Annotated in this window: 28 protein-coding genes; 11 read left to right on the forward strand and 17 right to left on the reverse strand. The window is 71.7% G+C overall.

Annotated features, from left to right (window positions below; genetic code table 11):
- Positions 1-5: 5 nt before the first annotated feature.
- The gene (locus tag ACZ6CV_RS06275; RefSeq protein ID WP_362364393.1) at positions 6-965 is read right to left on the reverse strand and encodes an NYN domain-containing protein; all 960 of its coding nucleotides are present in this window, start codon (positions 963-965) and stop codon (positions 6-8) included.
- Positions 966-1,156: 191 nt separating this feature from the next.
- Between ACZ6CV_RS06275 and ACZ6CV_RS06280 the strand changes: the two genes are divergently transcribed.
- The gene (locus ACZ6CV_RS06280; RefSeq protein WP_358777673.1) at positions 1,157-1,309 is read left to right on the forward strand and encodes a hypothetical protein; all 153 of its coding nucleotides are present in this window, start codon (positions 1,157-1,159) and stop codon (positions 1,307-1,309) included.
- Between the two features lie 106 nt (positions 1,310-1,415).
- Here ACZ6CV_RS06280 and ACZ6CV_RS06285 read toward each other — a convergent pair whose 3' ends face one another.
- The 3 genes from ACZ6CV_RS06285 to ACZ6CV_RS06295 all read right to left on the reverse strand — a co-directional run bounded on the left by ACZ6CV_RS06285 (position 1,416) and on the right by ACZ6CV_RS06295 (position 3,887).
- Positions 1,416-2,021 (reverse strand): MarC family protein, encoded by a 606-nt coding sequence (locus ACZ6CV_RS06285; protein WP_355803127.1) that lies wholly within the window; start codon positions 2,019-2,021, stop codon positions 1,416-1,418.
- 198 nt (positions 2,022-2,219) lie between these two features.
- Entirely contained in the window at positions 2,220-3,095 is an 876-nt protein-coding gene (locus tag ACZ6CV_RS06290) for a PHP domain-containing protein (RefSeq protein WP_469249827.1), read from the reverse strand.
- Positions 3,096-3,245: 150 nt separating this feature from the next.
- Positions 3,246-3,887, reverse strand: a complete 642-nt coding sequence (locus ACZ6CV_RS06295; RefSeq protein ID WP_355803131.1) for a DUF6758 family protein — start codon at positions 3,885-3,887, stop codon at positions 3,246-3,248.
- Between the two features lie 174 nt (positions 3,888-4,061).
- Here ACZ6CV_RS06295 and ACZ6CV_RS06300 point away from each other — a divergent pair, with 174 nt between their 5' ends.
- A complete protein-coding gene (locus ACZ6CV_RS06300) occupies positions 4,062-5,315 on the forward strand; it encodes an MFS transporter (RefSeq protein ID WP_469249828.1) in 1,254 nt (417 codons plus the stop codon).
- Between the two features lie 18 nt (positions 5,316-5,333).
- Here the strand turns inward: ACZ6CV_RS06300 and ACZ6CV_RS06305 are convergent, their stop codons facing one another.
- Positions 5,334-5,927 (reverse strand): suppressor of fused domain protein, encoded by a 594-nt coding sequence (locus tag ACZ6CV_RS06305; RefSeq protein WP_469249829.1) that lies wholly within the window; start codon positions 5,925-5,927, stop codon positions 5,334-5,336.
- A 499-nt stretch (positions 5,928-6,426) separates the two neighbouring features.
- Here ACZ6CV_RS06305 and ACZ6CV_RS06310 point away from each other — a divergent pair, with 499 nt between their 5' ends.
- Both ACZ6CV_RS06310 and ACZ6CV_RS06315 read left to right on the forward strand, forming a co-directional pair.
- On the forward strand, positions 6,427-7,563 hold the full coding sequence (locus ACZ6CV_RS06310) for a magnesium and cobalt transport protein CorA (protein WP_469249830.1): 1,137 nt from the start codon (positions 6,427-6,429) through the stop codon (positions 7,561-7,563).
- A 43-nt stretch (positions 7,564-7,606) separates the two neighbouring features.
- On the forward strand, positions 7,607-8,119 hold the full coding sequence (locus ACZ6CV_RS06315) for a hypothetical protein (protein WP_469249831.1): 513 nt from the start codon (positions 7,607-7,609) through the stop codon (positions 8,117-8,119).
- A 106-nt stretch (positions 8,120-8,225) separates the two neighbouring features.
- Here the strand turns inward: ACZ6CV_RS06315 and ACZ6CV_RS06320 are convergent, their stop codons facing one another.
- Positions 8,226-8,990, reverse strand: coding sequence for a hypothetical protein (locus ACZ6CV_RS06320; RefSeq protein WP_469249832.1), 765 nt, complete (start codon positions 8,988-8,990; stop codon positions 8,226-8,228).
- 204 nt (positions 8,991-9,194) lie between these two features.
- Here ACZ6CV_RS06320 and ACZ6CV_RS06325 point away from each other — a divergent pair, with 204 nt between their 5' ends.
- The 3 genes from ACZ6CV_RS06325 to ACZ6CV_RS06335 are packed head-to-tail and all read left to right on the forward strand — an operon-like array spanning position 9,195 to position 12,194.
- Positions 9,195-10,475, forward strand: coding sequence for a magnesium transporter MgtE N-terminal domain-containing protein (locus tag ACZ6CV_RS06325; protein ID WP_469249833.1), 1,281 nt, complete (start codon positions 9,195-9,197; stop codon positions 10,473-10,475).
- A complete protein-coding gene (locus tag ACZ6CV_RS06330) occupies positions 10,462-11,016 on the forward strand; it encodes a DUF1003 domain-containing protein (RefSeq protein WP_362364366.1) in 555 nt (184 codons plus the stop codon). Before ACZ6CV_RS06325 ends, ACZ6CV_RS06330 begins: the two co-directional genes overlap by 14 nt.
- Before the next feature lie 44 nt (positions 11,017-11,060).
- Complete coding sequence (locus ACZ6CV_RS06335; RefSeq protein WP_362364363.1) at positions 11,061-12,194, forward strand: Mrp/NBP35 family ATP-binding protein; 1,134 nt, start codon at positions 11,061-11,063, stop codon at positions 12,192-12,194.
- Between the two features lie 153 nt (positions 12,195-12,347).
- On the opposite strand, the gene ACZ6CV_RS06340 is transcribed toward ACZ6CV_RS06335, so the two are convergent.
- From ACZ6CV_RS06340 to sigE, 5 genes are all read right to left on the reverse strand, one after another.
- Positions 12,348-13,016 (reverse strand): hypothetical protein, encoded by a 669-nt coding sequence (locus ACZ6CV_RS06340; RefSeq protein ID WP_362364360.1) that lies wholly within the window; start codon positions 13,014-13,016, stop codon positions 12,348-12,350.
- Between the two features lie 119 nt (positions 13,017-13,135).
- On the reverse strand, positions 13,136-13,597 hold the full coding sequence (locus ACZ6CV_RS06345) for a sec-independent translocase (protein ID WP_469249834.1): 462 nt from the start codon (positions 13,595-13,597) through the stop codon (positions 13,136-13,138).
- A gap of 201 nt (positions 13,598-13,798) precedes the next feature.
- On the reverse strand, positions 13,799-15,877 hold the full coding sequence (locus ACZ6CV_RS06350) for a S1C family serine protease (RefSeq protein WP_469249835.1): 2,079 nt from the start codon (positions 15,875-15,877) through the stop codon (positions 13,799-13,801).
- Positions 15,878-16,009: 132 nt separating this feature from the next.
- On the reverse strand, positions 16,010-16,960 hold the full coding sequence (locus ACZ6CV_RS06355) for a zf-HC2 domain-containing protein (protein ID WP_469250289.1): 951 nt from the start codon (positions 16,958-16,960) through the stop codon (positions 16,010-16,012).
- Between the two features lie 89 nt (positions 16,961-17,049).
- Complete coding sequence (gene sigE, locus ACZ6CV_RS06360) at positions 17,050-17,823, reverse strand: RNA polymerase sigma factor SigE (RefSeq protein WP_355803157.1); 774 nt, start codon at positions 17,821-17,823, stop codon at positions 17,050-17,052.
- 154 nt (positions 17,824-17,977) lie between these two features.
- On the opposite strand from sigE, the gene ACZ6CV_RS06365 reads away from it, so the two are divergent.
- Positions 17,978-18,676, forward strand: coding sequence for an O-methyltransferase (locus ACZ6CV_RS06365; protein WP_355804158.1), 699 nt, complete (start codon positions 17,978-17,980; stop codon positions 18,674-18,676).
- Positions 18,677-18,850: 174 nt separating this feature from the next.
- Here ACZ6CV_RS06365 and ACZ6CV_RS06370 read toward each other — a convergent pair whose 3' ends face one another.
- On the reverse strand, positions 18,851-19,018 hold the full coding sequence (locus ACZ6CV_RS06370; protein WP_003966491.1) for a DUF3117 domain-containing protein: 168 nt from the start codon (positions 19,016-19,018) through the stop codon (positions 18,851-18,853).
- Positions 19,006-19,287, reverse strand: a complete 282-nt coding sequence (locus tag ACZ6CV_RS06375; RefSeq protein ID WP_358710287.1) for a hypothetical protein — start codon at positions 19,285-19,287, stop codon at positions 19,006-19,008. Before ACZ6CV_RS06375 ends, ACZ6CV_RS06370 begins: the two co-directional genes overlap by 13 nt.
- 38 nt (positions 19,288-19,325) lie before the next feature.
- Here ACZ6CV_RS06375 and chcB point away from each other — a divergent pair, with 38 nt between their 5' ends.
- On the forward strand, positions 19,326-20,126 hold the full coding sequence (chcB, locus tag ACZ6CV_RS06380; protein WP_469249836.1) for a 2-cyclohexenylcarbonyl CoA isomerase: 801 nt from the start codon (positions 19,326-19,328) through the stop codon (positions 20,124-20,126).
- Positions 20,127-20,139: 13 nt separating this feature from the next.
- Here the strand turns inward: chcB and ACZ6CV_RS06385 are convergent, their stop codons facing one another.
- A complete protein-coding gene (locus ACZ6CV_RS06385) occupies positions 20,140-20,733 on the reverse strand; it encodes a DNA-3-methyladenine glycosylase I (RefSeq protein WP_469250290.1) in 594 nt (197 codons plus the stop codon).
- A 2-nt stretch (positions 20,734-20,735) separates the two neighbouring features.
- Positions 20,736-21,137 (reverse strand): DivIVA domain-containing protein, encoded by a 402-nt coding sequence (locus ACZ6CV_RS06390; protein WP_469249837.1) that lies wholly within the window; start codon positions 21,135-21,137, stop codon positions 20,736-20,738.
- Between the two features lie 125 nt (positions 21,138-21,262).
- On the opposite strand from ACZ6CV_RS06390, the gene folP reads away from it, so the two are divergent.
- The gene (gene folP, locus ACZ6CV_RS06395) at positions 21,263-22,123 is read left to right on the forward strand and encodes a dihydropteroate synthase (protein ID WP_362364346.1); all 861 of its coding nucleotides are present in this window, start codon (positions 21,263-21,265) and stop codon (positions 22,121-22,123) included.
- A gap of 15 nt (positions 22,124-22,138) precedes the next feature.
- On the opposite strand, the gene ACZ6CV_RS06400 is transcribed toward folP, so the two are convergent.
- Entirely contained in the window at positions 22,139-22,912 is a 774-nt protein-coding gene (locus ACZ6CV_RS06400) for an LOG family protein (RefSeq protein WP_362364344.1), read from the reverse strand.
- Between the two features lie 109 nt (positions 22,913-23,021).
- A complete protein-coding gene (dapE, locus tag ACZ6CV_RS06405; RefSeq protein ID WP_469249838.1) occupies positions 23,022-24,101 on the reverse strand; it encodes a succinyl-diaminopimelate desuccinylase in 1,080 nt (359 codons plus the stop codon).
- Between the two features lie 60 nt (positions 24,102-24,161).
- On the opposite strand from dapE, the gene ACZ6CV_RS06410 reads away from it, so the two are divergent.
- A complete protein-coding gene (locus tag ACZ6CV_RS06410; RefSeq protein ID WP_469249839.1) occupies positions 24,162-25,061 on the forward strand; it encodes a heavy metal transporter in 900 nt (299 codons plus the stop codon).
- Positions 25,062-25,211 lie beyond the last annotated feature (150 nt).

Genomic DNA, 25,211 nt, shown 5'->3' on the forward strand with positions numbered 1-25,211 from the left:
ACGCGTCAGTACTGCGCCTGCAGATGCTCCCAGAAGCCGTCCCGCAGCGCCCTGCGCAGATCCGCCTGCCCGCGCAGGGAGTACTGCAGCAGCCCCTCCGCCTCCACCAGCAGGTCCTGGTCCACCGACCCCGGCAGGTAGGGATGGCCCGGCAGCAGGCCCACCAGTGCCTCGCGGCCCCGCGACGCCAGCCACTTCGCGGCGATCTGCGCGCCGACGAAGCGCACCTCCTCCCGCGTGGGCCGGTGCGCGGCGGCGCCCCCGCCCGGCTCGTACGCCACGACCGCGCGCCGGGTGACGTACGGCTTGCAGAAGTCGAGGTCGAACGTGCGCTGGCTGTCGACCTCCCACAGCAGCGCCTCCGCCTGGTTGCGGCCGTCGGGCGCCTCGATGCCCCACAGGTGGACCCGCGCCCCGTACCCCTGCGCCGCCTCGACCGCGGAGACCAGGTCCTCGTCGCCGCCGATCAGCGCCGCGTCGCTGATCGCGCGGTACCGGGCCAGTGACTCCAGGTCGCTGCGGATCAGGGAGTCGACGCCCTTCTGCTGGTTGTTGGCGTTGAGGTTGCCGAGCCTGACCTTGACGTCGGGCAGCTCGGCGATCGACTGCTGCTCGGTCGTGTGGATCCGGCGCCTCGCCCCGTCGTACCAGTAGACGCGCAGCAGCCGGCTGTCCGCGAAGATCGTCCTGGCCTTGTCGATGAGGGCCTCGATGAGGCCCTCCGCGTCGAGGTCGAAGGCCCGCCGGTCCTCGGTCCCGGCGGCGAGCCGGCCCGCCGCCGCGTACAGATACCCGGCGTCGACAAAGATCGCGTGCGTGGAAGGTGTCTTCGCCACTTCCGCGAGCACTCGTACGAGGAGGGCGTTGGTGCGCTCCAGCTGCGCGCTGATGTCGGCCGCGCCGGGTGCGGCGTGGCCTGGGTCGACGGCATCGGGGTCGACTGCGCTGAGATCGGCGTCGTTCATCGGCACCAGTCTCCCGCCGGTCACACAGCGGACACAACTGCTCTCGCTACCCACAGGTAATTAGGTTCTCGAAAAATTTCCTTAGCGTAGGGAATGTTTGCACGGGACAACTCGTTGTACCCATCAGGAACACAACGGTTCCCACCCAGTAGTTCTCCTTCAGGAGGATGACCAGACGAAGGGAGAAGCCCTTGCGCTTCGAAATCATGCGACTCGACGACGTCGACGGCGCGGCCGTGGACAGCACCGTCGTGGACGCCGCCTCCGTCAACCGGATCGTGCAGCAGGCCGCATCGATCGGCCAGCGCATCTACATCCGCCCGGCCGACTCCTCGGCCTCATAACGCAGACGTCGCAGGGCCCCCGTACGGAATCGGAATCGATTCGTACGGGGGCCCTTCGTGCGTTCGGGGGTGCGGTGCGGGGCCGCCGCAGCGGCGCGCTGGGCGGTCAAGCGCCCTGGATCACCTGCGTCACACCGTTGATGATCTGCTGCACCGCGATGGCGGACAGCATCATGCCCGCGAGCCGCGTCACGAGCACCACACCGCCGTCCTTGATGACCCGGATGATCAGCAGCGAGTACCGCATGACCAGCCACAGCACCACGTGCATCGCCACGATCGCCGCCCAGACGGAGATCTGCGTACCGACGCTGTCGGCGTCCTGGACGGCCAGGATGACCGACACGATCGCGCCGGGGCCGGCGAGCAGCGGCATGCCGAGCGGCACCAGGGCGACGTTGACGTCCTTGGTCTGCTTCGGCTCGTCCGTCTTGCCGGTGAGCAGGTCGAGCGCGATGAGGAGCAGCAGCAGCCCGCCCGCGATCATCAGCGCGGGCACGGAGACATGCAGGTAGTCGAGGATCTGGTGGCCCACGAGGCCGAAGACCGAGATCACGCCGAAGGCGACGCACACGGCCTGGAAGGCCATCCGCTGCTGCACCTTGGCGGGCCGGCCCGCGGTCAGGCCGAGGAAGATCGGGGTGATCCCGGGGGGATCCATGATCACGAACAGGGTGAGGAAGAGGGAGCCGAAGACGGCGACGTCGAACACAGTGATGGCCTTGCAGAGAGTCGTACGAACGTTCCGCGCCGGACGCCACCGGGCACAGGGCGCGGCGGCCGCCGCCACGGAACGCGGTGGATGCGGTGGATGCGGTGAGGCCCGCACGGGAGTGCGGGGTGGCTCCGCACGTGACGTGCGGTGGAGGAAGGGCCCTGCGCGGCGCGGGGGGGGCGCAGGCGCGAGCCGTCAGGCGGCGGAGTGTCCGCCCGCCCCGGGCACCGGGAACGCTCCCGTGGCCCGGCGCGTGATCTCGCCGTAGATCTCGGGGTCGGTGGTGTACTCGCCGAGGACACACGTCTTGCGGCTGCCGTGGTAGTCGCTGGAGCCGGTGACCAGGAGGCCGAGGTCGCCCGCGAGGGCGCGCAGCCGGGTGCGGGTCTCGGGCGTGTGGTCCATGTGGTCGACCTCGATGCCGTCGAGGCCGGCCGCGGCGAGCTCCGCGATCACGGCCTCGGAGACGATCTTGCCGCGCTTGGCGGCACCGGGGTGCGCGAACACGGTGACGCCGCCGGCCGCCTTGACCAGGCGGATCGCCTCGAACGGGTCGAGTTCGTGCTTGTCGGCGAACGCGCGGCCGCCGTCGGCGAGCCACTCGGGCGTGAAGGCGTCGGAGACGGTGGGCACGACGCCGAGTTCGACGAGGGCCTCCGCGATGTGCGGGCGGCCGACCGAGCCGTCGCCCGCGATCCGCGCGACCTGCTCCCAGGTCACGTCCACGCCGAGCCCCTGGAGCTTGCCGATCATCGCCTTGGCGCGCGGCACCCGGTCGTCGCGGACCAGTTCGCACTCGCGGGCGAGCTCGGGCTCCTCGGGGTCGAAGAGGTAGGCCAGCATGTGCAGGCCCATGCCGTCGAGCTTGAAGGAGAGCTCCGCGCCGGTCACCAGGGTCAGCCCGGTCGACAGCTCGGCCAGCGCCCGCTTCGCCTCGGCGTGGCCGCGGGTGGTGTCGTGGTCGGTCAGCGCGACGACGTCGAGTCCGGCGGCCGCGGCGTTGCGGACCAGCTCGGCCGGGGTGTCCGTACCGTCGGATGCGGTGGAGTGGGTGTGCAGATCGATGCGCACGACGCTGGCTCCAGTGCTCTGACGGGCGGATACGGGGACGCTCAAGGATAACGGGACCGGGGCGCCCCTCGGCCCGCCTGCGGCGAGGCATCGCTCACGCGGGCTCACCACGCGGCACGGTTCACGGGGGTACGAGGACGGGGCCCCGCCTCACGACATGAGCAGCCGCGGCGACAGCGCCCCGCACGGCAGCAGATCCACCTCCGCGCCCGCGTCCCGCAGATCCGTGAGCACCAGCTCGTCGTACATCAGGAGGCCCGACTGCTCGGGCCACGCGATGGCCCACAGCCAGAGCCCGCGCGCCTCGCCCGCGAAGACGGCGCGGTCGTCCGGCGTCCCGGACACGTGCCACATCGGGGTCGGCCGTCCGGCGGCGAGCACCTTGGACTGCGGCGGCTTCTCGACGCTCATGTGCGGGCCGGGGTCGGGACCGTCGATGCCCGCGTACCGCGCGCCGAGGCCGACGCCCAGCTCCTCGGCGACGAGCACGAGCTCCCCGACGCCGCCGAGCGGCGCGGGCCCCGAGCAGGCCACGGCCGTCGCGCGGCCGCCGCTGCGGTCGTCGCCCGCGCAGGCCACACCCGTGAACAGCCAGCCGACCGGCAGGGGCCACGGCATCCACACCGGCACCTGCGCGCGGTGCACGACGACCTGGAGGGCCTCGACGCTGGGCGGGATCACGGGCTGCAGCGGGTGCACGGTGCCGTGCACGTCACACTGCCAGGAGTCGGCAAAGAGACCGGGAGCCCTGACCCGGCCACCACACTTCGGGCAACTGGGTTCGCCCCTCATAGCGCCCAACGGTCCTCCCCGGTCGCCGCCCCGTCAAGGACGATCACCCGTCCGGTGGCCCTGTCACCAGGGAAAACTGCGTGTAGCTTGCATCATTTAGTCTTGCTAACTTAATATATGCATACATCAACGATCTTCAACGATCCCTTGTGGCAGCAGTGAAGGAGCGGCTGTATGAACAGCAGCACAGGGGGCCCCGCCGAAGGGGACCCATTCGACGCCGGGGCGGGCAGCCTCCTGCGGCAGCCGAAGGCCGTGTGGGCCACGGCCGGCGCGTCCGTGGTGGCCTTCATGGGCATCGGACTCGTCGACCCGATCCTGCCGTCCATCGCGAAGGGCCTGGACGCGAGTGCCAGCCAGGTCTCCCTCCTCTTCACCTCGTACTTCCTGATCACCGCGGTCGCCATGCTGGTCACCGGCTTCGTCTCCAGCCGTATCGGCGGCAAGAAGACCCTGCTGCTCGGCCTCGCGCTCGTCGTGGTCTTCGCGGCCCTCTCCGGCACCTCCGGTTCGGTCGGTGAGCTCGTCGGGTTCCGCGCGGGCTGGGGGCTCGGCAACGCGCTCTTCGTGTCGACCGCGCTCGCCGTCATCGTCGGCGCCGCGGCCGGCGGCAGCGCGGCCGCGATCCTGCTGTACGAGTCGGCGCTCGGCCTCGGCATGGCGTGCGGACCGTTGGTCGGCGCGCTGCTCGGCGACGCCAGCTGGCGCTATCCGTTCTTCGGCACCGCCGCGCTGATGGCGATCGGCTTCCTGTGCATCACCGCGTTCCTCAAGGAGCAGCCGAAGCCCGCGCGGAAGACCTCGCTGCTCGACCCGATCAAGGCGCTCGGCCACGGCGGGCTCGCCTCCGCGGCGGCCTCGGCGTTCTTCTACAACTACACGTTCTTCACGGTGCTGGCCTTCACGCCGTTCGTGCTGAACATGTCCCCGTACAAGTCGGGCGCGGTGTTCTTCGCCTGGGGTGTGCTGCTCGCCGTCTTCTCGGTGCTCGTCGCGCCCAGGCTGCAGGCCCGGTTCGGCTCGCTCAAGGTGCTCGGCGGCTCGCTCGTGCTGCTCGCCGCCGACGTGCTGGTCCTCGGGTACGGCAACCACACCACCGCCGTCGTCTGCACGATCCTGTCCGGCGCCTTCATCGGCGTGAACAACACCGTCTACACCGAGCTCGCCCTCGGCGTCTCCGACGCGCCGCGCCCGGTGGCCAGCGCCGGCTACAACTTCGTGCGCTGGTTCGCGGCCGCCGCCGCGCCGTTCTTCGCGCCGAAGATCGAGGAGTGGAGCGACATCCACATCCCGTTCGTGGTCGCGGCCGTCACGGCGGTGCTCGGCGCGGTCGTGGTCTGGGCGCGCAGGAGCTCCCTCACCCACGAGGCCGAGGAGCTGGAGCCGAAGCACGCCGCCGAGGACGGCGTCACGGTCTTCGCCAACTGACCTTTGAGCGGCCGGACTTCAGTCGAGGGACACGGACTTGCGCAGCGGATCGCGCAGGTCCGTGCCGCTGTTCAGCCACCGTTCCTGCAGGGCCGCCGCGCCGTGCACCCGCTTCCACGCCGCCTCGTTCGGCGTCATGGGGAGCAGCGGCAGGAACCGTACGGGCTCCATGGGCGCGTCGAGTTCGAGGTCCTCGACCAGACCGCCGGGCTCCGCCACCAGCACCGAGGTGAACGGCGCTCCGGGCCACAGCGGTTCGCCCACGTCCAGCGAGGCGCCGGGCGCCACGACCAGGCCCTCGACCTGGGGCGACGCGGCCAGCACGGCAAGCGGCCGCAGCGCCTTGTCGGTGTCGGCGCGTCCTCCTCGTACCGAGAGCACCAGTTCGGCGCGCGGGCCCTTCACGGGGTCGGCAAGCGCGGCGGTCGGGTCGGTCATCGGCTGGGCGGACATGCCGAGCGTGGCGTAGCGCACGAGATCGCCGTCGTCCCCGCCGGTGAACCTCAGCACCTCGATCCGGTCGGTGCCGAGGAAGGTCACCGCGGCGCGCGCGTCGGGTTCCCCCAGGCCAGTACGGAGACGGGCCTCGACCAGCGCAAGAACATCAGACATGCCGCGAGCATAGAACTCGTCAGCTGCGGGCAAAGCGGGGGCTTGACACTTCTGTCGGCTGATAGTGTTGGCCGCTGGCTCAGGGCAGCACGCAGAAGCGTCGCTTTCAAGCCCTGCAGACAGACACTGACTTCGCGCCACTGGCGTGAGGGGCGCATGGGACTTCCCTTACGGGGGACCGGCCGGAGGAGGTGGGGCTGCAATGGACCGAAGTCGACCGTGCAGTACCACCCGCTCTTCCGCCCGGTGATCCACGCAGCCCTGTAGCTGCGCACGTACCCACACGCACCGCGCGCACTCCTCGTGCCGTGTGCGACGGAAGAGCACTTCGTTCCCACCTGATCTGTCTGAGTTTCCTGATCTGTGTCAGTAGCGAAGCTGCCACCGCGACGGTGCGGTGCTCCCCGCTTTGTGGACGTGCCAAACATCCCGCCCCAGGACGTCCCCATTCCGGGCAGTTCCAACCGTCGCAGGCGGCCTCCTTCGAAGGAGCCTGCCCATGTCGATGATCCGCGACCTTCGTGCCGCCGTCCGTCCCTCGCTGCGCAAGGACGGCACCTCCTACCCCTCCTCCCCCGCGTCGTACGACACCTACGACGCCACCCGTGACGCCGCGTCCGCCGTCGTCGACTGCGCCGTCTACCGCGACGGCAGCCGGCTGGCCTGCGCCGACGCCCTCACCCCGCACGAGGCGATGCTGGAGGTGCGCCGCCGCGGCGGCTTCGCCTGGATCGGCCTGCACGAGCCGACCGAGGCCGAATTCGCCGGTATCGCCGCCGAGTTCGGGCTGCACCCGCTCGCCGTCGAGGACGCCGTCCACGCCCACCAGCGCCCCAAGCTGGAGCGCTACGACGACACGCTGTTCACCGTCTTCAAGACCATCCACTACGTCGAGCACGCCGAACTCACCGCCACCAGCGAGGTCGTGGAGACCGGCGAGGTGATGTGCTTCACCGGCCCCGACTTCTTCATCACCGTGCGGCACGGCGGCCACGGCTCGCTGCGCGCCCTGCGCCGCCGCCTCCAGGAGGACCCCGAGCTGCTCGCCAAGGGCCCCTCCGCGGTGCTGCACACCATCGCCGACCACGTCGTCGACGGCTACATCGCGGTCGCCGACGCCATGCAGGACGACATCGACGACGTGGAGAGCGAGGTCTTCTCCGCGCCGAGCAAGGGCAAGGGCACCTCGCGCGGCGTCGACGCCGGACGCATCTACCAGCTCAAGCGCGAGGTCCTGGAGTTCAAGCGGGCCGTGTCGCCGCTGCTCCGGCCGATGCTGCTGCTCAGCGAGCGGCCGATGCGGCTCGTCGACCCCGACATCCAGAAGTACTTCCGTGACGTGGCCGACCACCTCACGCGCGTCCAGGAACAGGTCATCGGCTTCGACGAACTGCTCAACTCGATCCTCCAGGCCAATCTCGCGCAGGCCGCCGTCGCGCAGAACGAGGACATGCGCAAGATCACCTCGTGGGCGGCGATCATCGCCGTGCCGACGGCCGTCTGCGGCGTCTACGGCATGAACTTCGACCACATGCCCGAACTGCACTGGCGGTACGGCTACGGGATGGTGCTCGCCCTCATCGGCGGCGTCTGCCTCGCGATCCACCGGACCCTGAAGCGCAACGGCTGGCTGTGACGGCCCGGCGGGCCGCGGGGCTCCACTCGATAGGCTGCCGCCCATGACTGCTGACCCGCTGCTTGAGCGCGCCCTCGTCGAGGAGGCCACGAAGAAGTCCGGCCTCATCTGGGTCCAGGGCGAGAACTCGCCCGCGCGGGCGCTGTGGCACGTCTGGCACGAGGGCGCCGCACACGTCGTCGGGGACGGCCCGGGTGAGCAGCCGCTGCCCGGACTCGTCGACGGGGGCTCCGCCGAGGTGACCGTCCGCAGCAAGGACAAGGGCGGGCGGCTCGTCGCCTGGACGGCTCGGGTGAGTGAGCTGGGGCCGGGCTCGGAGGAGTGGGAGGCGGCTGTCGGCGAGCTCAAGGGGAAACGGTTGAACGCGCCGGACGCGGAGCGGGTCACCGTGCGGTGGGCTGAGCAGTGTCGGGTGGTCCGGCTCACGCCGTGTGAGGTGACGACGGGGTTGCCCACCGGGTCTCTCGCGGCTGCGCCGCTGCCTACGGGGGCTACCACGCGGGAGCCGTTGCCCGGGGGGCTTCCTCGGCTGCTCTTTCGGCGTAAGCGCCGCTGAGGTGGGGGGCGGGTCTCGTCTGCGGGTGCGTCGTGGTTGCTCGCGCAGTTCCCCGCGCCCCTGAGGCTGCCCCTTCGGGGCTCGCCTCATGCGGTCCCGGCCCCGGTCAGGATGTCGGCAGTTGTTTGCCGTAGTCGACCATCTCGTTCTTGCCCGGCTCCTGCAGGGGGAAGTCCCTGTTCCAGTCCGTGAGCTTCAGCGTGCCCGCGTGGCCGCCGCGTTCCAGGCGGAGCGGGTAGGGCTTGCCCTCCAGGGAGACGGCCAGGGTGCCGCCCGCGCCCTCGTCGCCGGTGATCTTGATGGAGCGTACGGAGCCCGTCTCGCCGCGGTCGCCCTTGGCGAGCTCGCCGTGCAGCGTGAGCATGCCGGCCAGGAGCTCGTCCTTGTCCGTGAAGCCGCTCAGCTGCTGGTAGGCGGGGTCGCCCTGGGGGACCTTCACGTACTTGTCGTCCAGCTTGGCCGCCGCCGTCCCGTCCGCGGACGCGCCGTCGCCCTTGCCGCCGTCGTGCGTCCAGAACTCCGAGCCGGCCTTGAGCCAGAGCTCCTCGCCGACCCGCAGCAGCTGGAAGGTCTGCCCCTTCGAGGTGACCGAACCCGTGCCACCCTCGCCCTTGAGGCGCATGTCGAGGGTGTACGTGTGGTTCTTGCTCACCACCGTGCCGGAGAGCCGCACCGCCGACGCCGCGTCGGCCGCCGAGTCCGCCTTGGCCTGGATCTTCGCCGGGGAGAGCTTGCCCACGCCGTTCGTCCCCGCGTCCGGGTCCTCACCGCTGCAGGCCGTCAGACCCGTGGCCGCCGCGACCAGGCCCGCGCACATCGCGCTCACGAACGCCGCTCTGCGGGCGCGGCTGGCCAGGGGAAGTGCGGTCACAGGTGGCGCTGCCTCTCGTGCGGACGACCTCTACGGCTTCGGCAGTACGGCAGCGTACCCGGATCGGGCGGGCCGATCGGAGGCAGTCCGTCCGGACCCTCCGCCGACGCGTATCCGACCGGGACGGGCTAGCCTGAAGCCCGTATTGACCCGTAATGACGGACCAAACGGCATGAACCCCCCGGCCGGAAGGAGGCGTGACGCATGGCGGCAGGCGCCCCCAGGGTCTTCGTCTCGCACCTCTCCGGCACCGCGGTCTTCGACCCGAACGGCGACCAGGTCGGCCGGGTGCGCGATCTGGTGGCGATGGTCCGGGTCGGCAGGCGGCCGCCCCGGCTGCTCGGCCTCGTCGTCGAGCTCTCCACCCGGCGCCGGATCTTCCTGCCGATGACCCGGGTCACCGGCATCGAGTCGGGCCAAGTCATCACCACCGGCGTGCTCAACGTACGGCGCTTCGAGCAGCGGCCCACCGAGCGGCTCGTGCTCGGCGAGATGCTGGACCGGCGGGTGCACCTGGTCGAGTCCGGCGAGGAGGTCACCGTCCTGGACGTCTCCGTCCAGCAGCTCCCCGCCCGCCGCGACTGGGAGATCGACCGGGTCTTCGTGCGCAAGGGCAAGGGCGGCACCTTCCGGCGCAAGGGCGAGACCCTGACCGTCGACTGGGCCGCCGTCGACGGTTTCTCCCTGGAGGAGCACGGCCAGGGCGCCGAGAGCCTGCTCGCCACCTTCGAGCAGCTGCGCCCCGCCGACCTCGCCAACGTCCTGCACCACCTCTCCCCCAAGCGGCGCACCGAGGTGGCCGCCGCCCTCGACGACGACCGGCTCGCCGACGTCCTGGAGGAGCTGCCCGAGGACGACCAGATCGAGATCCTCGGCAAGCTCAAGGAGGAGCGCGCCGCCGATGTCCTGGAGGCCATGGACCCCGACGACGCCGCCGACCTCCTCGCCGAGCTGCCCGAGGAGGACAAGGAGCGCCTGCTCGCCCTGATGAAGCCGGACGACGCGGCCGACGTGCGGCGTCTGATGGCGTACGAGGAGCGCACGGCCGGCGGTCTGATGACGACCGAGCCCATCGTGCTGCGCCCGGACGCGACCGTCGCCGACGCCCTCGCGCGGGTGCGCATGGAGGACCTCTCCCCCGCGCTCGCCGCGCAGGTGTACGTGTGCCGGCCGCCGGACGAGACGCCGACCGGCAAGTACCTGGGCACCGTGCACTTCCAGCGGCTGCTGCGCGACCCCCCGTACACCCTGGTCGGCTCGATCCTCGACGACGACCTGCAGCCGCTCGCGCCGGACGCGACGCTGCCGGCCGTCGCCGGGTTCTTCGCGACGTACGACATGGTGGCGGCGCCGGTCGTCGACGAGGGCGGCGCGCTGCTCGGGGCGGTCACCGTCGACGACGTACTGGACCACATGCTGCCCGACGACTGGCGCGAGACGGAGTTCCATCTGGAGGAGGAGGGAGCGGGCCATGGCCGACCGTGAGCGCGACAACCGCGCCGAACCCCGCAGCCCGCGCTTCCGCCTCGACCAGCCGAGGACCCCGCGCCCCAAGCTGCTGCCCGAGTACGACCCGGAGGCGTTCGGACGGCTCTCGGAGCGCATCGCGCGATTCCTGGGCACCGGCAGGTTCATCGTCTGGATGACGGTCGTCATCGTCATGTGGGTGGTGTGGAACATCGCGGCGCCCGACCATCTGCGCTTCGACCAGTACCCGTTCATCTTCCTGACCCTGATGCTGTCGCTGCAGGCGTCGTACGCCGCTCCGCTGATCCTCCTCGCGCAGAACCGCCAGGACGACCGCGACCGCGTCAACCTCGAACAGGACCGCAAGCAGAACGAGCGGTCGATCGCGGACACCGAGTACCTCACCCGCGAGATCGCCTCGCTGCGCATGGGCCTCGGCGAGGTGGCCACCCGCGACTGGATCCGCTCCGAGCTCCAGGACCTGGTCAAGGAGTTGGAGGAGCAGCGCGCGGTATTCCCGCGGGAGGGCTCGCGCGGGAGTGATGTAGGCGACCGCTGACAACCCTTTCCGTGCCGGGGTTACCGCGCCGTACTATCGGTCGTATGGCTACGGAAGACGCGGTGCGTGCAGCACTGGCGACGGTGAACGACCCCGAGATCCAGCGACCCATCACCGAGTTGGGGATGGTCAAATCGGTGGATATCACCGCTGATGGGGCGGTAGCGGTCACCGTGTACCTGACGGTCTCCGGCTGCCCGATGCGCGAGACCATCACCCAGAACGTGACGGACGCGGTCGCCGCGGTCGAGGGCGTCACGCGCGTCGACGTCACCCTCGACGTGATGGGCGACGAGCAGCGCAAGGAGCTGGCGGCGGCGCTGCGCGGCGGCACCGCCGAGCGCGAGGTGCCCTTCGCCAAGCCCGGCTCGCTCACCCGCGTCTACGCCGTGGCGTCCGGCAAGGGCGGCGTCGGCAAGTCCTCGGTGACGGTGAACCTCGCGGCCGCGATGGCCGCCGACGGCCTCAAGGTCGGCGTCGTCGACGCCGACATCTACGGCCACTCCGTACCGCGCATGCTGGGCGCCGACGGCAAGCCCACCCAGGTCGAGAACATGATCATGCCGCCGTCGGCGCACGGCGTGAAGGTCATCTCGATCGGCATGTTCACCCCGGGCAACGCCCCGGTGGTGTGGCGCGGGCCGATGCTGCACCGCGCGCTCCAGCAGTTCCTCGCGGACGTCTTCTGGGGCGACCTGGACGTCCTCCTGCTCGACCTGCCGCCGGGCACGGGTGACATCGCGATCTCCGTCGCCCAGCTGGTCCCGAACGCCGAGATCCTGGTCGTGACGACGCCTCAGCAGGCGGCCGCCGAGGTCGCCGAGCGGGCCGGCTCCATCGCGGTGCAGACCCACCAGAAGATCGTCGGCGTCGTCGAGAACATGTCGGGCCTGCCCTGCCCGCACTGCGACGAGATGGTCGACGTGTTCGGCACCGGCGGCGGCCAGAAGGTCGCCGAGGGGCTCACGAAGACGACGGGCGCGACGGTGCCGGTGCTCGGCTCCATCCCGATCGACGTCCGGCTGCGCGAGGGCGGCGACGAGGGCAAGCCGGTCGTCCTGACCGACCCCGACTCCCCGGCGGGCTCGGCGCTGCGCACGATCGCGGGCAAGCTGGGCGGCCGCCAGCGCGGCCTGTCCGGCATGACGCTGGGCCTGACTCCCCGCAACAAGTTCTGACCCCGCCCTGATGGAGCAGCGCCCCGTAAGGGGCGCGGGGAACTGCGCGATCAGCCACAACGGACCCGCAGACGAACCAACACGGGACCGAGCTCGACGAAGGGTGGGGGCGCCGTCACACCGACGGCGCCCCCACCCGTCCGGCCCGCCGCCCTAGGCGTACGCCGCGATGTCCTTGATGACCGAGAACCCCAGGCCGTACGCGCTCATGCCGCGCCCGTACGCGCCCAGGTGCACGCCCTCCTTCGTGGAGCCCGCGAGGACCCAGCCGTACTCGGACTCGCGGTAGTGGAACGGGGTCGGCTCCCCGTCCACCGGCAGCGACAACGAGGACCAGTCGGAGCCCTCCAGGTCGTCGGCGAGGACCCAGGCCGTCTCCGTCTGCTGGTCGAGCCAGTCGTCGCGCAGGGTGTGGTCCATCTGGCCGGGCCAGGTGAGGGACAGCAGGCCGACCCCGGCGAGCCAGGCCGCCGAGGAGACCGAGGTGGCCTCCAGCAGACCCGTGCCGTCGGCGCTGCGCCGTACGGGGTTGGCGGCCACGGTCACCACGACCGCGAAGCGCTCCTTGTCGCTGTTGCCGAGGGTGCCCTCGGCGCGGACGGACGGCTCGTCACCGTGTCCGATCGAACCGTGCTCCACGGCACCGTCCGACGTCGCGCCGACCTGCATCAGCCAGCGCTGCCCCGTGAAGGCCTCGTCCAGGCCGTACCAGGGGAAGGGCGCCAGCAGGTAGCCGTCGACCGTGCGTCGGGCGGAGGGCACCGCTTGTGCGGTGCCGTCCCCGGTCGACGCCTTCGCGCCCACCGCACTTGTCGTCTCCATGTACCCGGCCGCCTCCTCGCTCTCGAGTGTCCGGAGCGGCCCGCCCCCCTCGGGCGTCCTCACGCCGGACAACAAGGCAGGATAGCCACACCTGTTGGCGGCGGCGGTTCAGGCGGGCCTCAGGTGGCGTCCGCGTCGAAGGGCGGAGGGTCTCCCGCGGCCGGCTTCGCGGGCTCGGCCGCCTTCTTCCGCATGTCGATCCGGGCTCCGCCGGACGAGGCGGCCGAGGCGCCGGAACCGGTGTCGGACGCGTCGCTCTCGCGGCCGTGCACGGCGTCCGCGACCTCGTTCATCTCCTTCTTGAGGTCGAAGCCGTTGCGGATCTCCTTGAGCCCGAGTTCGTCGTTGTCGAGCTGCTTGCGGATGAACTTCTTGGGGTTCAGGTCCTCGAACTCGAAGTCCTTGAACTCCGGGCCCAGCTCGTCGCGGATGTCCGCCTTCGCACTGTCGGAGAACTCGCGGATCTTGCGGATCGTGCGGGAGATGTCCTGGATGACCTTCGGCAGCTTGTCCGGACCGAAGATGAGCACGGCGAGGACGACCAGCGCCACTATCTCGAGTGCGCCAATGTCATTGAACACCTTGAGCTCCTTGCGATGTCCTCAGCCCGCAGCAGGTCGTCCGTGCGTCGTCGTCCGTGCGTGTCGTGCCTGTCCGGAAAGTGGTGCCCAGCAGGTTTTGCGTGGTCCGGACCGGGACCACGGTACCCGCCGCCCGTGTCCGTCCGGTAGCCGCTGCACGACAACGCGGAGGAGACCTGGCCAGTCCTTTACCCGAACCGCTCAGTTCCCGCCGGCCGAACCGAGCACCAGGGTCACCTCGCGGTCGTCGCCGCCCCGCTCGACGGTGAGCCGCAGCCGGTCCTTGGGACGATGCGCGCGGACCTTGACGATGAGTTCGTCGCTGGAGTGCACGGCGTGCCCGTCGACCTCGGTGACGACGTCGCCCGGCCTGAGGCCCGCCCGGTCGCCGGGGCCGTTCTTGTTGACCGAGGGTCCGCCGCTCTTGCCCTTGTCCGCGATGCGGGCGCCGTCCCCGTTGAACTCGGTGTCGAGCGTGACGCCGATCACGGGGTGCGTCGCCCGGCCGAAGTTGATCAGCTCTTCGGCGACGCGCTTTCCCTGGTTGATGGGGATGGCGAAGCCGAGGCCGATGGAGCCCGCCTGACCGCCGGTCGGGGCCGAGCCCTCGTCCGCGGAGCGTATGGCGCTGTTGATGCCGATGACGCGGGCCTTGGAGTCGACGAGGGGCCCGCCGGAGTTGCCCGGGTTGATGGGCGCGTCGGTCTGCAGGGCGTCCACGTACGAGATGTCGCTGCCGTCGCCCTTCTCGCCGCCCGCGGTGATGGGCCGCTCCTTGGCGCTGATGATCCCGGAGGTGACGGTGTTCTCCAGGTCGAAGGGGGCGCCGATGGCCACGACGGGGTCGCCGACCTGGACGTTCTCGGAGTTGCCGAGGGGCAGCGGCTTCAGGCCGTGCACGTTGGACACCTTGACGACCGCGAGGTCGTAGCCGGAGTCGCGGCCGACGACCTCCGCCTCGGCGGTCTCGCCGCCGCTGAAGGTCACCGAGACGTGGCCGCCGGTGCCCGCGGGCTCGACGACGTGGTTGTTGGTGAGGATGTGGCCCTTGGCGTCGAGGACGAACCCGGTGCCGGTGCCCTGCGCGGAGTCGCCGCTGACGTGCAGGGTCACGACGCCGGGCAGGGCGGCGGAGGCGATGCCGGCGACGCTGCCCTTGGGCCGCTCCGCGGACTCGGTGTCCGCCTGCCGCAGCTGGATGTCGTCGCTGCCGTTGCGCTCCAGGTACGAGCCGATGGCGCCGCCGACGAAGCTGGACACGAGGGCGAGCGCGACGGCCCCGCCGACGAGAACCCGCCGCCCCCGCTTACGCCGCGTCTCCGCCGTTTCCGGCGGCAACGACCCGATCTGCTGCAGGGGCGCGTTCCACGGATCGTAGGCCCGCGGGGCCTCCGGTCCCGGGTGGGGCTGGGGGTGGGGGGCGGGGTTTACGGGGGCGCCAGGGGTGCCGTGGGGCGGGGTGCCGCCGTACGGGGGCGCCGGGTGAGGGGCGTCGTAGGCGCCGGGCGTCTGGGCCGGGGCGTGGGGCGCGGGGGCGCCAGGGGTGCCGTGGGGCGGGGTGCCGCCGTATGCGGGTGCCGGGTGGGGGGCGTCGTAGGTGGGGGGCGACTGGGGCGCGGGGGTGCCGGGTGTCGGGGTTCCCTGCGGGGGCGTCGGCAGAGAGGTGCCGTGCGCCGGGGTCGCCGCGGGGTGCTGCACGGGGGGCGCGGGCGCCCAGGGGCCCGGTTCGCCGTAGGGCGGGGTGCTGTAGGGGTCGGGGTCGTGCAGGGGGCGGGGGCGGTCCGTGGGGGCCGCGGGCACGGCGTCCTGGACGTCCACGGGGCCTCCCTGGGCCGGCGGTGCCTCCTGCGCCTGCGGTGACGCCGGGACCTGCCCTGTCGCGCCCTGGGCGGGAATCGGAGCGGCCACGCCGTCGGCCGACGCCCCGTACGGGGAGCCGTCACCCGGTATGAACCCACCGGGCGCCACATCGCGGGGGTCGACGGGGGCGGGGGCCTGCACCGTGGCGGAGCTGGTGTCGACCTCGGGAGCCGGAGACGCCGGTGGCGACGGCGAGACCACCTGGGACGTCACCCCGTCCTGAGAGTCGCCCGAACCCGCGTGCACCGCACCCCGCGACGCCCCGCCCCGCGCGTCGTCCGAGCCGTCCTGGGAGCCGTTCGAGCCGTCCTGAGAGCCGTCCGCGTCGGCGTGAGAGTCGTCCAAGCCGGAGTGCAACGCCCCCGCCTCCGGCCGGTCCCCGCTCCACCAGTTCGCCTTCGTGGGCTTCCCCTCGTCCATGTTCTCCCCACAACTGGCCCGCGGCGGACGCCGTTTGGATGCTCAACCCCGTACTCACCAGAAATCCTCGGCGGGCACGGCCCACCGAGGATTCAACCAGGTCCCCCAGGAAAAGCGCAGGGCACCGTCGCGTCAGCGCATCTGCGACGTGCCCCTCAGCGGTCCCCCGCTCTGAGCCGTCGCGGTGGTCCGCACCGGATTCGCCTCTTCCGCCACGACGAGCTCGTCCGTCTGCGGCGGCAACTCCATGCCGGGCGGCACCGCTCCACGCCGGCCCGGCGGCACCGGGCGTATCAGGGGCGAGATGGTCGCGGCGCCCGCCACCATCGGGGCGGTGAGCTCGTACACGGAACCGCGCGGGCGCAACGGCTGCGTGGGCGGGCCGGGCAACAGCGGCCCGCTGACCTCGGTCGGCGCGACGGGCGCCGACAGCGCGCCGGGGCGCAGACCCTGCACCGACAGCGGACTGCCGCCGCCCCGGCGCCGCGAGGGGTCGGGCGTCACGGCGTTGCCCGAACCCTGGCTGCGCTGCGGGGTCACATTGCTGCCCGAGCCGCCCGCGCGGGTGTCGCCCGAGTCGCCGGGGGCGCCGACCGTGACACCGCCGAGGGCGATGGCGGCCAGCGACACCGCGCCCGCCGCGGCGAACGCGAAGCGGCGCCCGCGCCAGAGCGAGCGGTCCGCGTCGTGCCGATGGGCGTCGTGCCGGGCGCCGTCGGGGCGGGGCATCTCGTGGATGCGGAAGCCCTGGCGGTCACTGGGCAGGACCGCCGCGTGGGCGCCCGCGGGCACGTACTCCACGAAGGGGTCGGGGGTCACCCCGAATATCCCGCCCCGCGGCAGCCCCGCGGAGTCGGTGGACCCGGTGGCGAAACCCTCGCCGCCGGGCGCGCCGGGTCCTCCCGACGCGTCGGAGCCCCCTCCCGGAAGCCCTTGGAGGCGGGCGAGGAAACTCTCGGTGGGCGGCGGCGGGGCCGCCTGCGCGAAGACGTTCTTCAGGCGACGCTGGGCGTCCGCCTCGGTCTTGCACATCGGGCAGGTCGCCAGATGCGCGAGGACGCGCTCGCGCGCGTCATGGCCCAACTCGCCGTCCACAAGGGCGGCGAGCCGGTCCCCCAGATGCTGCTCGGCCTCGGCTAGGTGCCGTTCGGCAGGATTCGACCGTGATCCACTCACGCGGTCGCACCCCCTCCTCCCAGCGCCATGGCTCCGGTCACCGCCAGCGAGCGGCGCTCCGCGCGGGCCTCGGGAGACCGGTGCTGGAGGGCCTTGCGCAGCTGCGAGCGACCCCGGTGGATACGGCTGCGGACCGTACCGAGCTTGACGCCGAGTGTTGCGGCGATCTCTTCGTACGAAAGGCCCTCGATGTCGCAGAGGACCACGGCGGCGCGGAATTCGGGCGCGAGGGTGTCGAGCGCCTGCTGGACGTCCGCGTCGAAGTGCGTGTCGTTGAACACCTGCTGGGGCGAGGGCTCGCGGCTCGGCAGCCGCTCCGCGGCGTCGTCCCCGAGCGCGTCGAAGCGGATGCGCTGCTTGCGGCGCACCATGTCCAGGAAGAGGTTGGTGGTGATGCGGTGCAGCCAGCCCTCGAACGTGCCGGGGGTGTAGGTCGAGAGGGACCGGAAGACACGGACGAAGACCTCTTGCGTGAGGTCCTCGGCGTCGTGCTGATTGCCGGTCAGGCGGTACGCCAGGCGGTACACGCGGCCGCTGTGCGTGCTGACGATCTCCTCCCAGGTGGGCGGAGTCCACGCCTGCGATTCCGCGTCAGCGGCAAAGGTCGCGGTCTGAGCGGAGTCGTTGGCACGGATGCGGTCAGCGGTGTCGGTCACGGATTTCGGCTCACCCGCCAATCCGAGAAAGCGCCGCAGCACTCCTCCCCGATCCGCGGACGCAGCCGCACCTCCCCTGTCGGCTCTGGTGGTGTCCAGTGGAGCCCCTACCATAACCACCTCGCCCGTTAGCTCCGGATAAGCGTTTTTACGTGAATTTGGTACGGGCTTCGCTGCAGGTGTCCTGCCGCTTCGAGCCGCCCGCTTCCGGTCTTGATCCATCCGTCCACCCCCGCTGTTCTCCCACCCCCTATAAACGCCCGGCCTCATCTGCGGGTTCCCGGCCCCAACGGATACAGTCACGGCCAGGCAACCACGGGGACAGGAGAGGGCCATTACCGGCAACCGGCAGACGAGCTGGGCGTTCGCCGACGCCTTTGTCGCCGAGGACGAGGCGCTGCGCTGGGCCCGGGACCGGGCCCGGGAGGCAGGCCTGCCCTCGGTGTCGCCCGGCACCGGCGCCGCGCTGCGCATGCTCGCCGCCACGGCTGACGCGAAAGCGGTGGCCGAAATCGGTACCGGGACCGGGGTGTCGGGCATCCACCTGCTGCACGGCATGCGGCCCGACGGCGTGCTGACCACGGTCGACCCCGAGCCGGAGCGGCAGGCCTTCGCCCGTCAGGCGTTCCGTGCGGCCGGCTTCGCGGGCAACCGCGCGCGGTTCATCCCGGGGCGCGCCCTCGACGTCCTGCCGCGTCTCGCCGACGGCGGCTACGACCTCGTCTTCTGCGACGGCGACCGGCTCGAGTCCCTCGACTATCTCGCTGAATCGTTGCGCCTGCTGCGGCCCGGCGGCCTCGTCTGCTTCGAGGGCGTCTTCGCGGACGGCAGGACGGTGGACTCGGGCCCCCAGCCGGTCGAGGTCCTGCACCTGCGCGATCTGTTGCGCACCGTACGGGAGAGCCCGGATCTGGTTCCGTCGCTGCTTCCGGTGGGCGACGGGCTGCTCTGCGCCGTCAAACGGTAGCGCCGGGTCCGCCCCGGGCGGCCGCGTCCGCGGGGTGCCGTCACTCCCCCGCCCACGGCCCGTCGTTGCTGGTCAGGCGGCTCCCCGCCCCGCCTCGACGCCCGGACACACCACTGCCCCGACACCGTCGTACGATGCCGGGGCAGTGCAAAAGTCTGGGCGCGCGCTTCCGCGTCAGCCGACGACCTTCTTCAGGGCGTCGCCGAGCGCGTCGGCCTCGTCCGGAGTCAGTTCGACGACAAGTCGTCCGCCGCCTTCGAGCGGAACGCGCATGACGATGCCCCGCCCCTCCTTGGTCACCTCGAGCGGGCCGTCGCCCGTCCGCGGCTTCATGGCCGCCATGCTCGTTCCCCTTCCTGAAACCAGCTCATCGCAGCCGACAACCCAGGTGTCACCGGCATCGAACACATTGCTTCCAGGCCATTATCCCGCATGGCAGGACCCGATGACCAACATCGGTCGGCATCGACTGCGCAACGCGCGCCCGCAAAACCACTCAATTCGGCGATGTGACTGCGATACTTCGCCGCCCCATACGCCTCACGGGCCAGAAATTCTTTGACGCAGGTCACATGACCGTCCGCATGCCGGACTCCGATGATCTCCGTCATGCTGAGCTCCTACCTACTGGACCAGCGGAGGGGATCCCATGGCCGACAGCGTGCTCTACGAGGTGAGCGACGGACTCGCGACGATCACGATCAACCGTCCCGAGGCGATGAACGCCATGAACACCGAGGCCAAGGTCGCCCTGCGGGAGGCCGCCCGGTCGGCCGCCGCGGACGAGGCCGTGCGTGCGGTGCTGCTCACCGCCAACGGGCGCGCCTTCTGTGTGGGCCAGGACCTCAAGGAGCACATCGGCTCCCTCACGGCGGACCGCGAGGCCGGCACCGGGGAGACCATGAGCACCGTCAGGGAGCACTACAACCCCATCGTGCGGGCGCTGGCGGGCATGCCCAAGCCGGTCGTCGCGGGCGTCAACGGCGCCGCCGCCGGTGCGGGCCTCGGCTTCGCGCTCGCCGCCGACTACCGGGTGGTCGCGGACACCGCCAAGTTCAACACCTCGTTCGCCGGGGTCGCGCTGACCGCCGACTCGGGCGTCTCCTGGACGCTGCCGCGCCTGATCGGCCCCGCGCGCGCCGCCGACCTGCTGCTCTTCCCGCGCAACATCTCCGCTCAGGAGGCGTACGAGCTGGGGATCGTCAACAAGATCGTGCCCGCGGCCGACCTCGCCGCCGAGGCCGCGCAGGTGGCCCGCGCCCTCGCCGACGGGCCGACCCTCGCGTACGCGGCGCTCAAGGAGTCCCTCGCCTACGCGGCGGGGCACACCCTGGACGAGGCGCTGGACAAGGAGGACGAGCTGCAGGCCAGGGCCGGCGCCTCCGAGGACCACACGATCGCGGTGCAGGCCTTCATCGCCAAGGAGAAGCCGAAGTACCTCGGCCGCTGACGTACTTCGGGCCCTAGGGCCGGGCACCCGCCTCGCGGGCCACGCAGTCCGCGAGGTGGTCGTCGACCAGACCGCAGGCCTGCATCAGCGCGTACGCCGTGGTGGGGCCGACGAAGCGGATGCCGCGCTTCTTGAGCGCCTTGGACAGGGCGGTGGACTCGTCGGTGATCGCGGGCACGTCGGCGAGCGTCCGCGGCGCCGCGCGGGTCGCCGGGTCCGGCGCGAACGACCAGATCAGCTCGTCCAGTTCGCCCTTCGACCAGTCGGCCAGCACGCGCGCGTTGGCGAGCGTCGCGTCGATCTTCGCGCGGTTGCGGATGATGCCCGGGTCGGCGAGGAGCCGCGCGCGGTCCTCGTCGGTGAACTCCGCGACCGCCGGGATCTCGAAGCCGGCGAACGCGGCGCGGAAGCCCTCGCGGCGGCGCAGGATCGTGATCCAGGAGAGGCCGGACTGGAAGGCCTCCAGGCAGAGCCGCTCGTACAGCGCGTCGTCGCCGTGGACCGGGCGGCCCCACTCGTCGTCGTGGTACGCCACGTAGTCCTCGGTGGACAGGCCCCAGGGGCAGCGCAGACCGCCGTCCGGGCCCGCGACCGCGCCGCCTTCGATGCTCACTGGTCGTCGCCCTTCTCGTCCTTCACGTCCTGCTCGTCCCTGCCGGCCGTGCGCGGTGCGTACCCCTCGAAGAGGGCGGGGCCCGCGACCGCGGTGGCCTGCGCGCCGGCCAACGCCGCCTCCAGCTCGGCGATGCGGGCGTCCCGCTCGGCCAGCTCGGCGCCGAGCCGGGTGAGCACGTCGTCGACCTCGTCCATGTGGTAGCCGCGCAGCGTCATCGGGAAGCGCACCGCGTCGACGTCGGCGCGGCGCAGCGGGCGGTCCGGGGGCAGCGGATCGGTGAACCGCTCGGGCGCGACGTCGGCCAGCGCACCGCTCTCGCCGCCGCCGACCACGGCGAGGGACACCGCGCCGACCACCACGACAAGGGCGATGACCAGGAACAAGAACAAGACCATGGCTTCAGGCCCTCACGCTCGACTGCCCGTGCTGAAACTTCTCGGGTCCGATCGTGCCATGCGCCTGTGACAGTTAAGGTCGCAGGCGGCCGAACCGCCACTAGGACCCAGGAGGACCACAGGGGATGCTCAGGCTTGGCAGGCGCGAGTTCGACGCGCACGAGCCGGTGATCATGGCGATCGTGAACCGGACCCCGGATTCCTTCTACGACCAGGGGGCCACGTTCCGCGACGAACCGGCCCTCGCGCGCGTGGAGCAGGCCGTGGCCGAGGGCGCCGCCATCGTCGACATCGGCGGGGTCAAGGCGGGCCCGGGCGAGGAGGTCACCGCGGAGGAGGAGGCGCGCCGCACGGTGGGTTTCGTCGCCGAGGTCCGCAGGCGCTTCCCCGACGTGGTGATCAGCGTCGACACCTGGCGTCACGACGTCGGCGCCGCGGTCTGCGAGGCCGGCGCCGACCTGCTCAACGACGCCTGGGGCGGCGTCGACCCGAAGCTCGCGGAGGTCGCCGCGCGGTACCGGGTGGGCCTGGTGTGCACACACGCGGGCGGCGCCGAGCCGCGCACCCGGCCGCACCGGGTCACGTACGAGGACGTGATGGCGGACATCCTGCGGGTGACGGTCGGTCTGGCCGAGCGCGCGGTGGAGCTCGGTGTGCCGCGCGAGTCCGTGCTGATCGACCCGGGGCACGACTTCGGCAAGAACACCCGGCACAGCCTGGAGGCCACCCGCAGGCTCGGCGAGATGGTGGACACGGGCTGGCCGGTGCTGGTCTCGCTGTCCAACAAGGACTTCGTGGGCGAGACGCTGGACAAGCCGGTCAAGGAGCGCGTCATCGGCACCCTGGCGACGACGGCGGTCTCGGCGTGGCTGGGCGCGCAGGTCTACCGCGTGCACGAGGTCGCCGAGACCAGGCAGGTCGTCGACATGGTGGCGACGATCGCGGGCCACCGGCCCCCGGCGGTCGCCCGCCGAGGACTCGCGTAACCCCCTACCGGGGTACTACTTCCCGACTTCCTTGGTCACCAGGGAGATGGCCTCCTCCACGTCGTCGGTGACGTGGAAGAGCAGCAGGTCGGCCTCGGATGCCTTGCCCTGGGCGATGACCGTGTTCTTCAGCCAGTCGACGAGGCCGCCCCAGTACTCCGTGCCGAACAGGACGATCGGGAACCGGGTGACCTTGCGGGTCTGGACGAGGGTGAGCGCCTCGAAGAGCTCGTCCAGGGTGCCGAGGCCGCCGGGCAGGACCACGAAGCCCTGCGCGTACTTCACGAACATCGTCTTGCGGACGAAGAAGTAGCGGAAGTTCACGCCGATGTCGACGTAGGGGTTGAGGCCCTGCTCGAAGGGGAGCTCGATGCCGAGGCCGACCGAGGTGCCCTTCGCCTCCACGGCGCCCTGGTTGGCGGCCTGCATGGCGCCGGGGCCGCCGCCCGTGATCACCGCGAAGCCGGCCTCCACGAGCGCCTTGCCGATCTCCACGCCCGCCGCGTACTCCGGAGAGCCCTCTCCGGTGCGCGCCGAACCGAACACGCTGATCGCGGGCGGGAGTTCGGCCAGCGTGCCGAAGCCCTCGATGAACTCGGACTGGATGCGCAGGACTCTCCAGGGGTCCGTGTGCACCCACTCCGAAGGGCCGTCGGAGTCGAGGAGACGCTGATCGGTGGTGCCGGGCTGCACCTTGTCCCGCCGGCGAAGCACCGGACCGAGCCGCTGCTCGGGGCCCTTCCGTGCGGCGCGGGCAGCGCTGTCGGTGCCGTTGTCGGGAATGCTCATCGTCTGCTCCCTCCATGCGTACGTGACCCCCAGCGTAGATCCACGCGGGTTACGGCAGAGGGACCTCGGGATGTCCGGTACCGGGAGCCTCGTACGGCCACGGGCGCCGCTACGACGTCAGCCAGGCCCGCAGCTTCTCCTCGGCCACCGGGATCAGCGAGGCCCGCACGCGCTCGTCGATCTTGTGGGCGAGCAGCGGGTCGCCCGGGCTGTAGTTGACCGCGGGCACGCCGAGCGCGCTGAACCGGGAGACGTCCGTCCAGCCGAACTTGGGGCGCGCCTCGCCGCCGACGGCCGCCATGAACGCCGCCGCGGCCGGATGGGTGAGGCCGGGGCGGGCCGCGCCCGTGTGGTCGTCCACGACGAACTCGTCGACGCCGCAGTCGGCGAAGTAGTCGCGCACGAAGGCGAGGGCCTCCTCCTCGGTGCGGTCCGGGGCGTAGCGGAAGTTGACGGTGACGGTGCACTCGTCGGGGATGACGTTGGTGGCGACGCCGCCCTCGATGCGGACGGCGTTGAGCCCCTCGTGGAACTCCAGGCCCTCCACGACCGGCTTGCGGGGCTCGTACGCGGCGAGCCGCTGCAGGATCGGGGTGGCCGCGTGGATGGCGTTGGAGCCCATCCACGCGCGCGCGGAGTGCGCTCGTACGCCCTTGGTCCTCAGCAGGACCCGCAGGGTGCCCTGGCAGCCGCCCTCGACCTGGCCGTCGGTCGGCTCCAGGAGGACGGCGAAGTCGCCCGCGAGCCACTCGGGGTGGGCCTCGGCGACGTGCCCCAGGCCGTTGAGGTGCGCGGCCACCTCTTCGTTGTCGTAGAAGACGAAGGTGAGGTCGCGGTTGGGCTCGGTCACCGTCTGCGCGATGCGCAGCTGGACGGCGACGCCCGACTTCATGTCGCAGGTGCCGCAGCCCCACAGGACGCCGTCCTCGTCGAGGCGGGAGGGCACGTTGTCCGCGATCGGGACCGTGTCGATGTGCCCGGCGAGGATGACCCGCTCCGCGCGGCCGAGGTTCGTGCGGGCCACGACGTTGTTGCCGTGCCGGTCGACCGTGAGGTGCGGCAGGGCGCGCAGGGCCGTCTCGATGGCGTCGGCGAGCGCCTTCTCCTCGCCGCTCGGGGACGGGAAGTCGACCAGCCGCGCGGTGAGCTCCGCGGCGTCGAGCGTGAGGTCAAGCGGTGTCTGAGGCATGCGCACGACCCTAACGCCGTCGCCCCGCGCGGCCTCTCCCAGGACTAGTACCTTGGTCGCGTGCCCGAGCCCTCCAGCCCCGTCCGGCGCGGCCGCCTCCTCCGTCTCGCGGCCGCGGCCGCCGCGTTCCTCGCCGTCGTGGGCTATGTGGCGCTGCAGTGGGTCTACGGCGCCAAGTCCGCGCCCCGGTGCACGGTCGTCTCCGGGAACGGTGACGGCGCCTCGTACACGTTCACCGCGGAGCAGGCGGAGAACGCCGCGACGGTCGCCGCGGCCGGCACCTCGCGCGGGATGCCCGAGCGCGCGGTGACCATCGCCCTGGCCACCGCGCTGCAGGAGTCGGGGCTGCGCAACATCACCCACGGCGACCGGGATTCACTCGGCCTCTTCCAGCAGCGCCCCTCGCAGGGCTGGGGTGACGCGCGGCACATCATGGACCCGGCGTACTCGGCGGGCCGCTTCTACGCGCACCTGGCCGAGGTCCCCGGCTACTCCCGGCTGCCGCTGACCGTCGCCGCGCAGCGCGTGCAGCGCTCCGGATTCCCGCAGGCGTACGCCAAGCACGAGCCGGACGCCGCGCTGCTCGCCGCCGCGCTCACCGGCCGGACGCCCGCCACCTTCAGCTGCGAGGGCCGCCCCGGCACCGACCCCGGCGGCCCCGCGCGGGTACGGGCCGCCCTCGCCCGCGACTTCGGCCGCGAGGTGCGCCCCGGCACAGCCGCCGGGCGCACGGTGACGGTCCCCGTGCCCGACCGGCCGGCCGCCGACCGGCCCCCGCAGCGCGGCTGGGAGCTGGCGCACTGGGCCGTGGCGTACTCCTCGGCGCTGCACATCGAGGAGGTTGCCTACGGCGGCCGGGAATGGCGCGCCGGAGAGCCGGGTAAGTGGCGGAAGTCGACGGCGGACGGCGCGGGACGGGACGCCGCAGCGGGCGCGGTCCGGATCGTCACCGGACCGTAGGACGCCGCATCACTCATGCGTTCGGACGGCCCCTCGATCGGGGTGCGCCGGACACGGAGGGACGACACCGCGCACGCCATTCCGTACCCCTGTACGCCCCATCCAATTCCCTTGCCACGTAAGGGAATTAAGGATTCGGCAGCCAATCGT

It is taken from the genome of Streptomyces sp. NPDC041713 (assembly GCF_055591085.1).

Bases quoted from the DNA above. Each gene is read 5' to 3' on its own strand.
- ACZ6CV_RS06375 (WP_358710287.1), bottom strand. From the start codon at position 19,287: ATGACGGAGATCATCGGAGTCCGGCATGCGGACGGTCATGTGACCTGC.
- ACZ6CV_RS06350 (WP_469249835.1), bottom strand. From the start codon at position 15,877: ATGGACGAGGGGAAGCCCACGAAGGCGAACTGGTGGAGCGGGGACCGG.
- ACZ6CV_RS06400 (WP_362364344.1), bottom strand. From the start codon at position 22,912: ATGAGCATTCCCGACAACGGCACCGACAGCGCTGCCCGCGCCGCACGG.
- chcB (WP_469249836.1), top strand. From the start codon at position 19,326: ATGGCCGACAGCGTGCTCTACGAGGTGAGCGACGGACTCGCGACGATC.
- ACZ6CV_RS06275 (WP_362364393.1), bottom strand. From the start codon at position 965: ATGAACGACGCCGATCTCAGCGCAGTCGACCCCGATGCCGTCGACCCA.
- ACZ6CV_RS06305 (WP_469249829.1), bottom strand. From the start codon at position 5,927: ATGTCTGATGTTCTTGCGCTGGTCGAGGCCCGTCTCCGTACTGGCCTG.
- ACZ6CV_RS06370 (WP_003966491.1), bottom strand. From the start codon at position 19,018: ATGGCGGCCATGAAGCCGCGGACGGGCGACGGCCCGCTCGAGGTGACC.
- ACZ6CV_RS06310 (WP_469249830.1), top strand. From the start codon at position 6,427: ATGTCGATGATCCGCGACCTTCGTGCCGCCGTCCGTCCCTCGCTGCGC.
- ACZ6CV_RS06390 (WP_469249837.1), bottom strand. From the start codon at position 21,137: ATGGTCTTGTTCTTGTTCCTGGTCATCGCCCTTGTCGTGGTGGTCGGC.
- sigE (WP_355803157.1), bottom strand. From the start codon at position 17,823: ATGGTAGGGGCTCCACTGGACACCACCAGAGCCGACAGGGGAGGTGCG.
- ACZ6CV_RS06300 (WP_469249828.1), top strand. From the start codon at position 4,062: ATGAACAGCAGCACAGGGGGCCCCGCCGAAGGGGACCCATTCGACGCC.
- ACZ6CV_RS06340 (WP_362364360.1), bottom strand. From the start codon at position 13,016: ATGGAGACGACAAGTGCGGTGGGCGCGAAGGCGTCGACCGGGGACGGC.
- ACZ6CV_RS06295 (WP_355803131.1), bottom strand. From the start codon at position 3,887: ATGAGGGGCGAACCCAGTTGCCCGAAGTGTGGTGGCCGGGTCAGGGCT.
- dapE (WP_469249838.1), bottom strand. From the start codon at position 24,101: ATGCCTCAGACACCGCTTGACCTCACGCTCGACGCCGCGGAGCTCACC.
- ACZ6CV_RS06330 (WP_362364366.1), top strand. From the start codon at position 10,462: ATGGCCGACCGTGAGCGCGACAACCGCGCCGAACCCCGCAGCCCGCGC.
- ACZ6CV_RS06315 (WP_469249831.1), top strand. From the start codon at position 7,607: ATGACTGCTGACCCGCTGCTTGAGCGCGCCCTCGTCGAGGAGGCCACG.
- ACZ6CV_RS06335 (WP_362364363.1), top strand. From the start codon at position 11,061: ATGGCTACGGAAGACGCGGTGCGTGCAGCACTGGCGACGGTGAACGAC.
- ACZ6CV_RS06325 (WP_469249833.1), top strand. From the start codon at position 9,195: ATGGCGGCAGGCGCCCCCAGGGTCTTCGTCTCGCACCTCTCCGGCACC.
- folP (WP_362364346.1), top strand. From the start codon at position 21,263: ATGCTCAGGCTTGGCAGGCGCGAGTTCGACGCGCACGAGCCGGTGATC.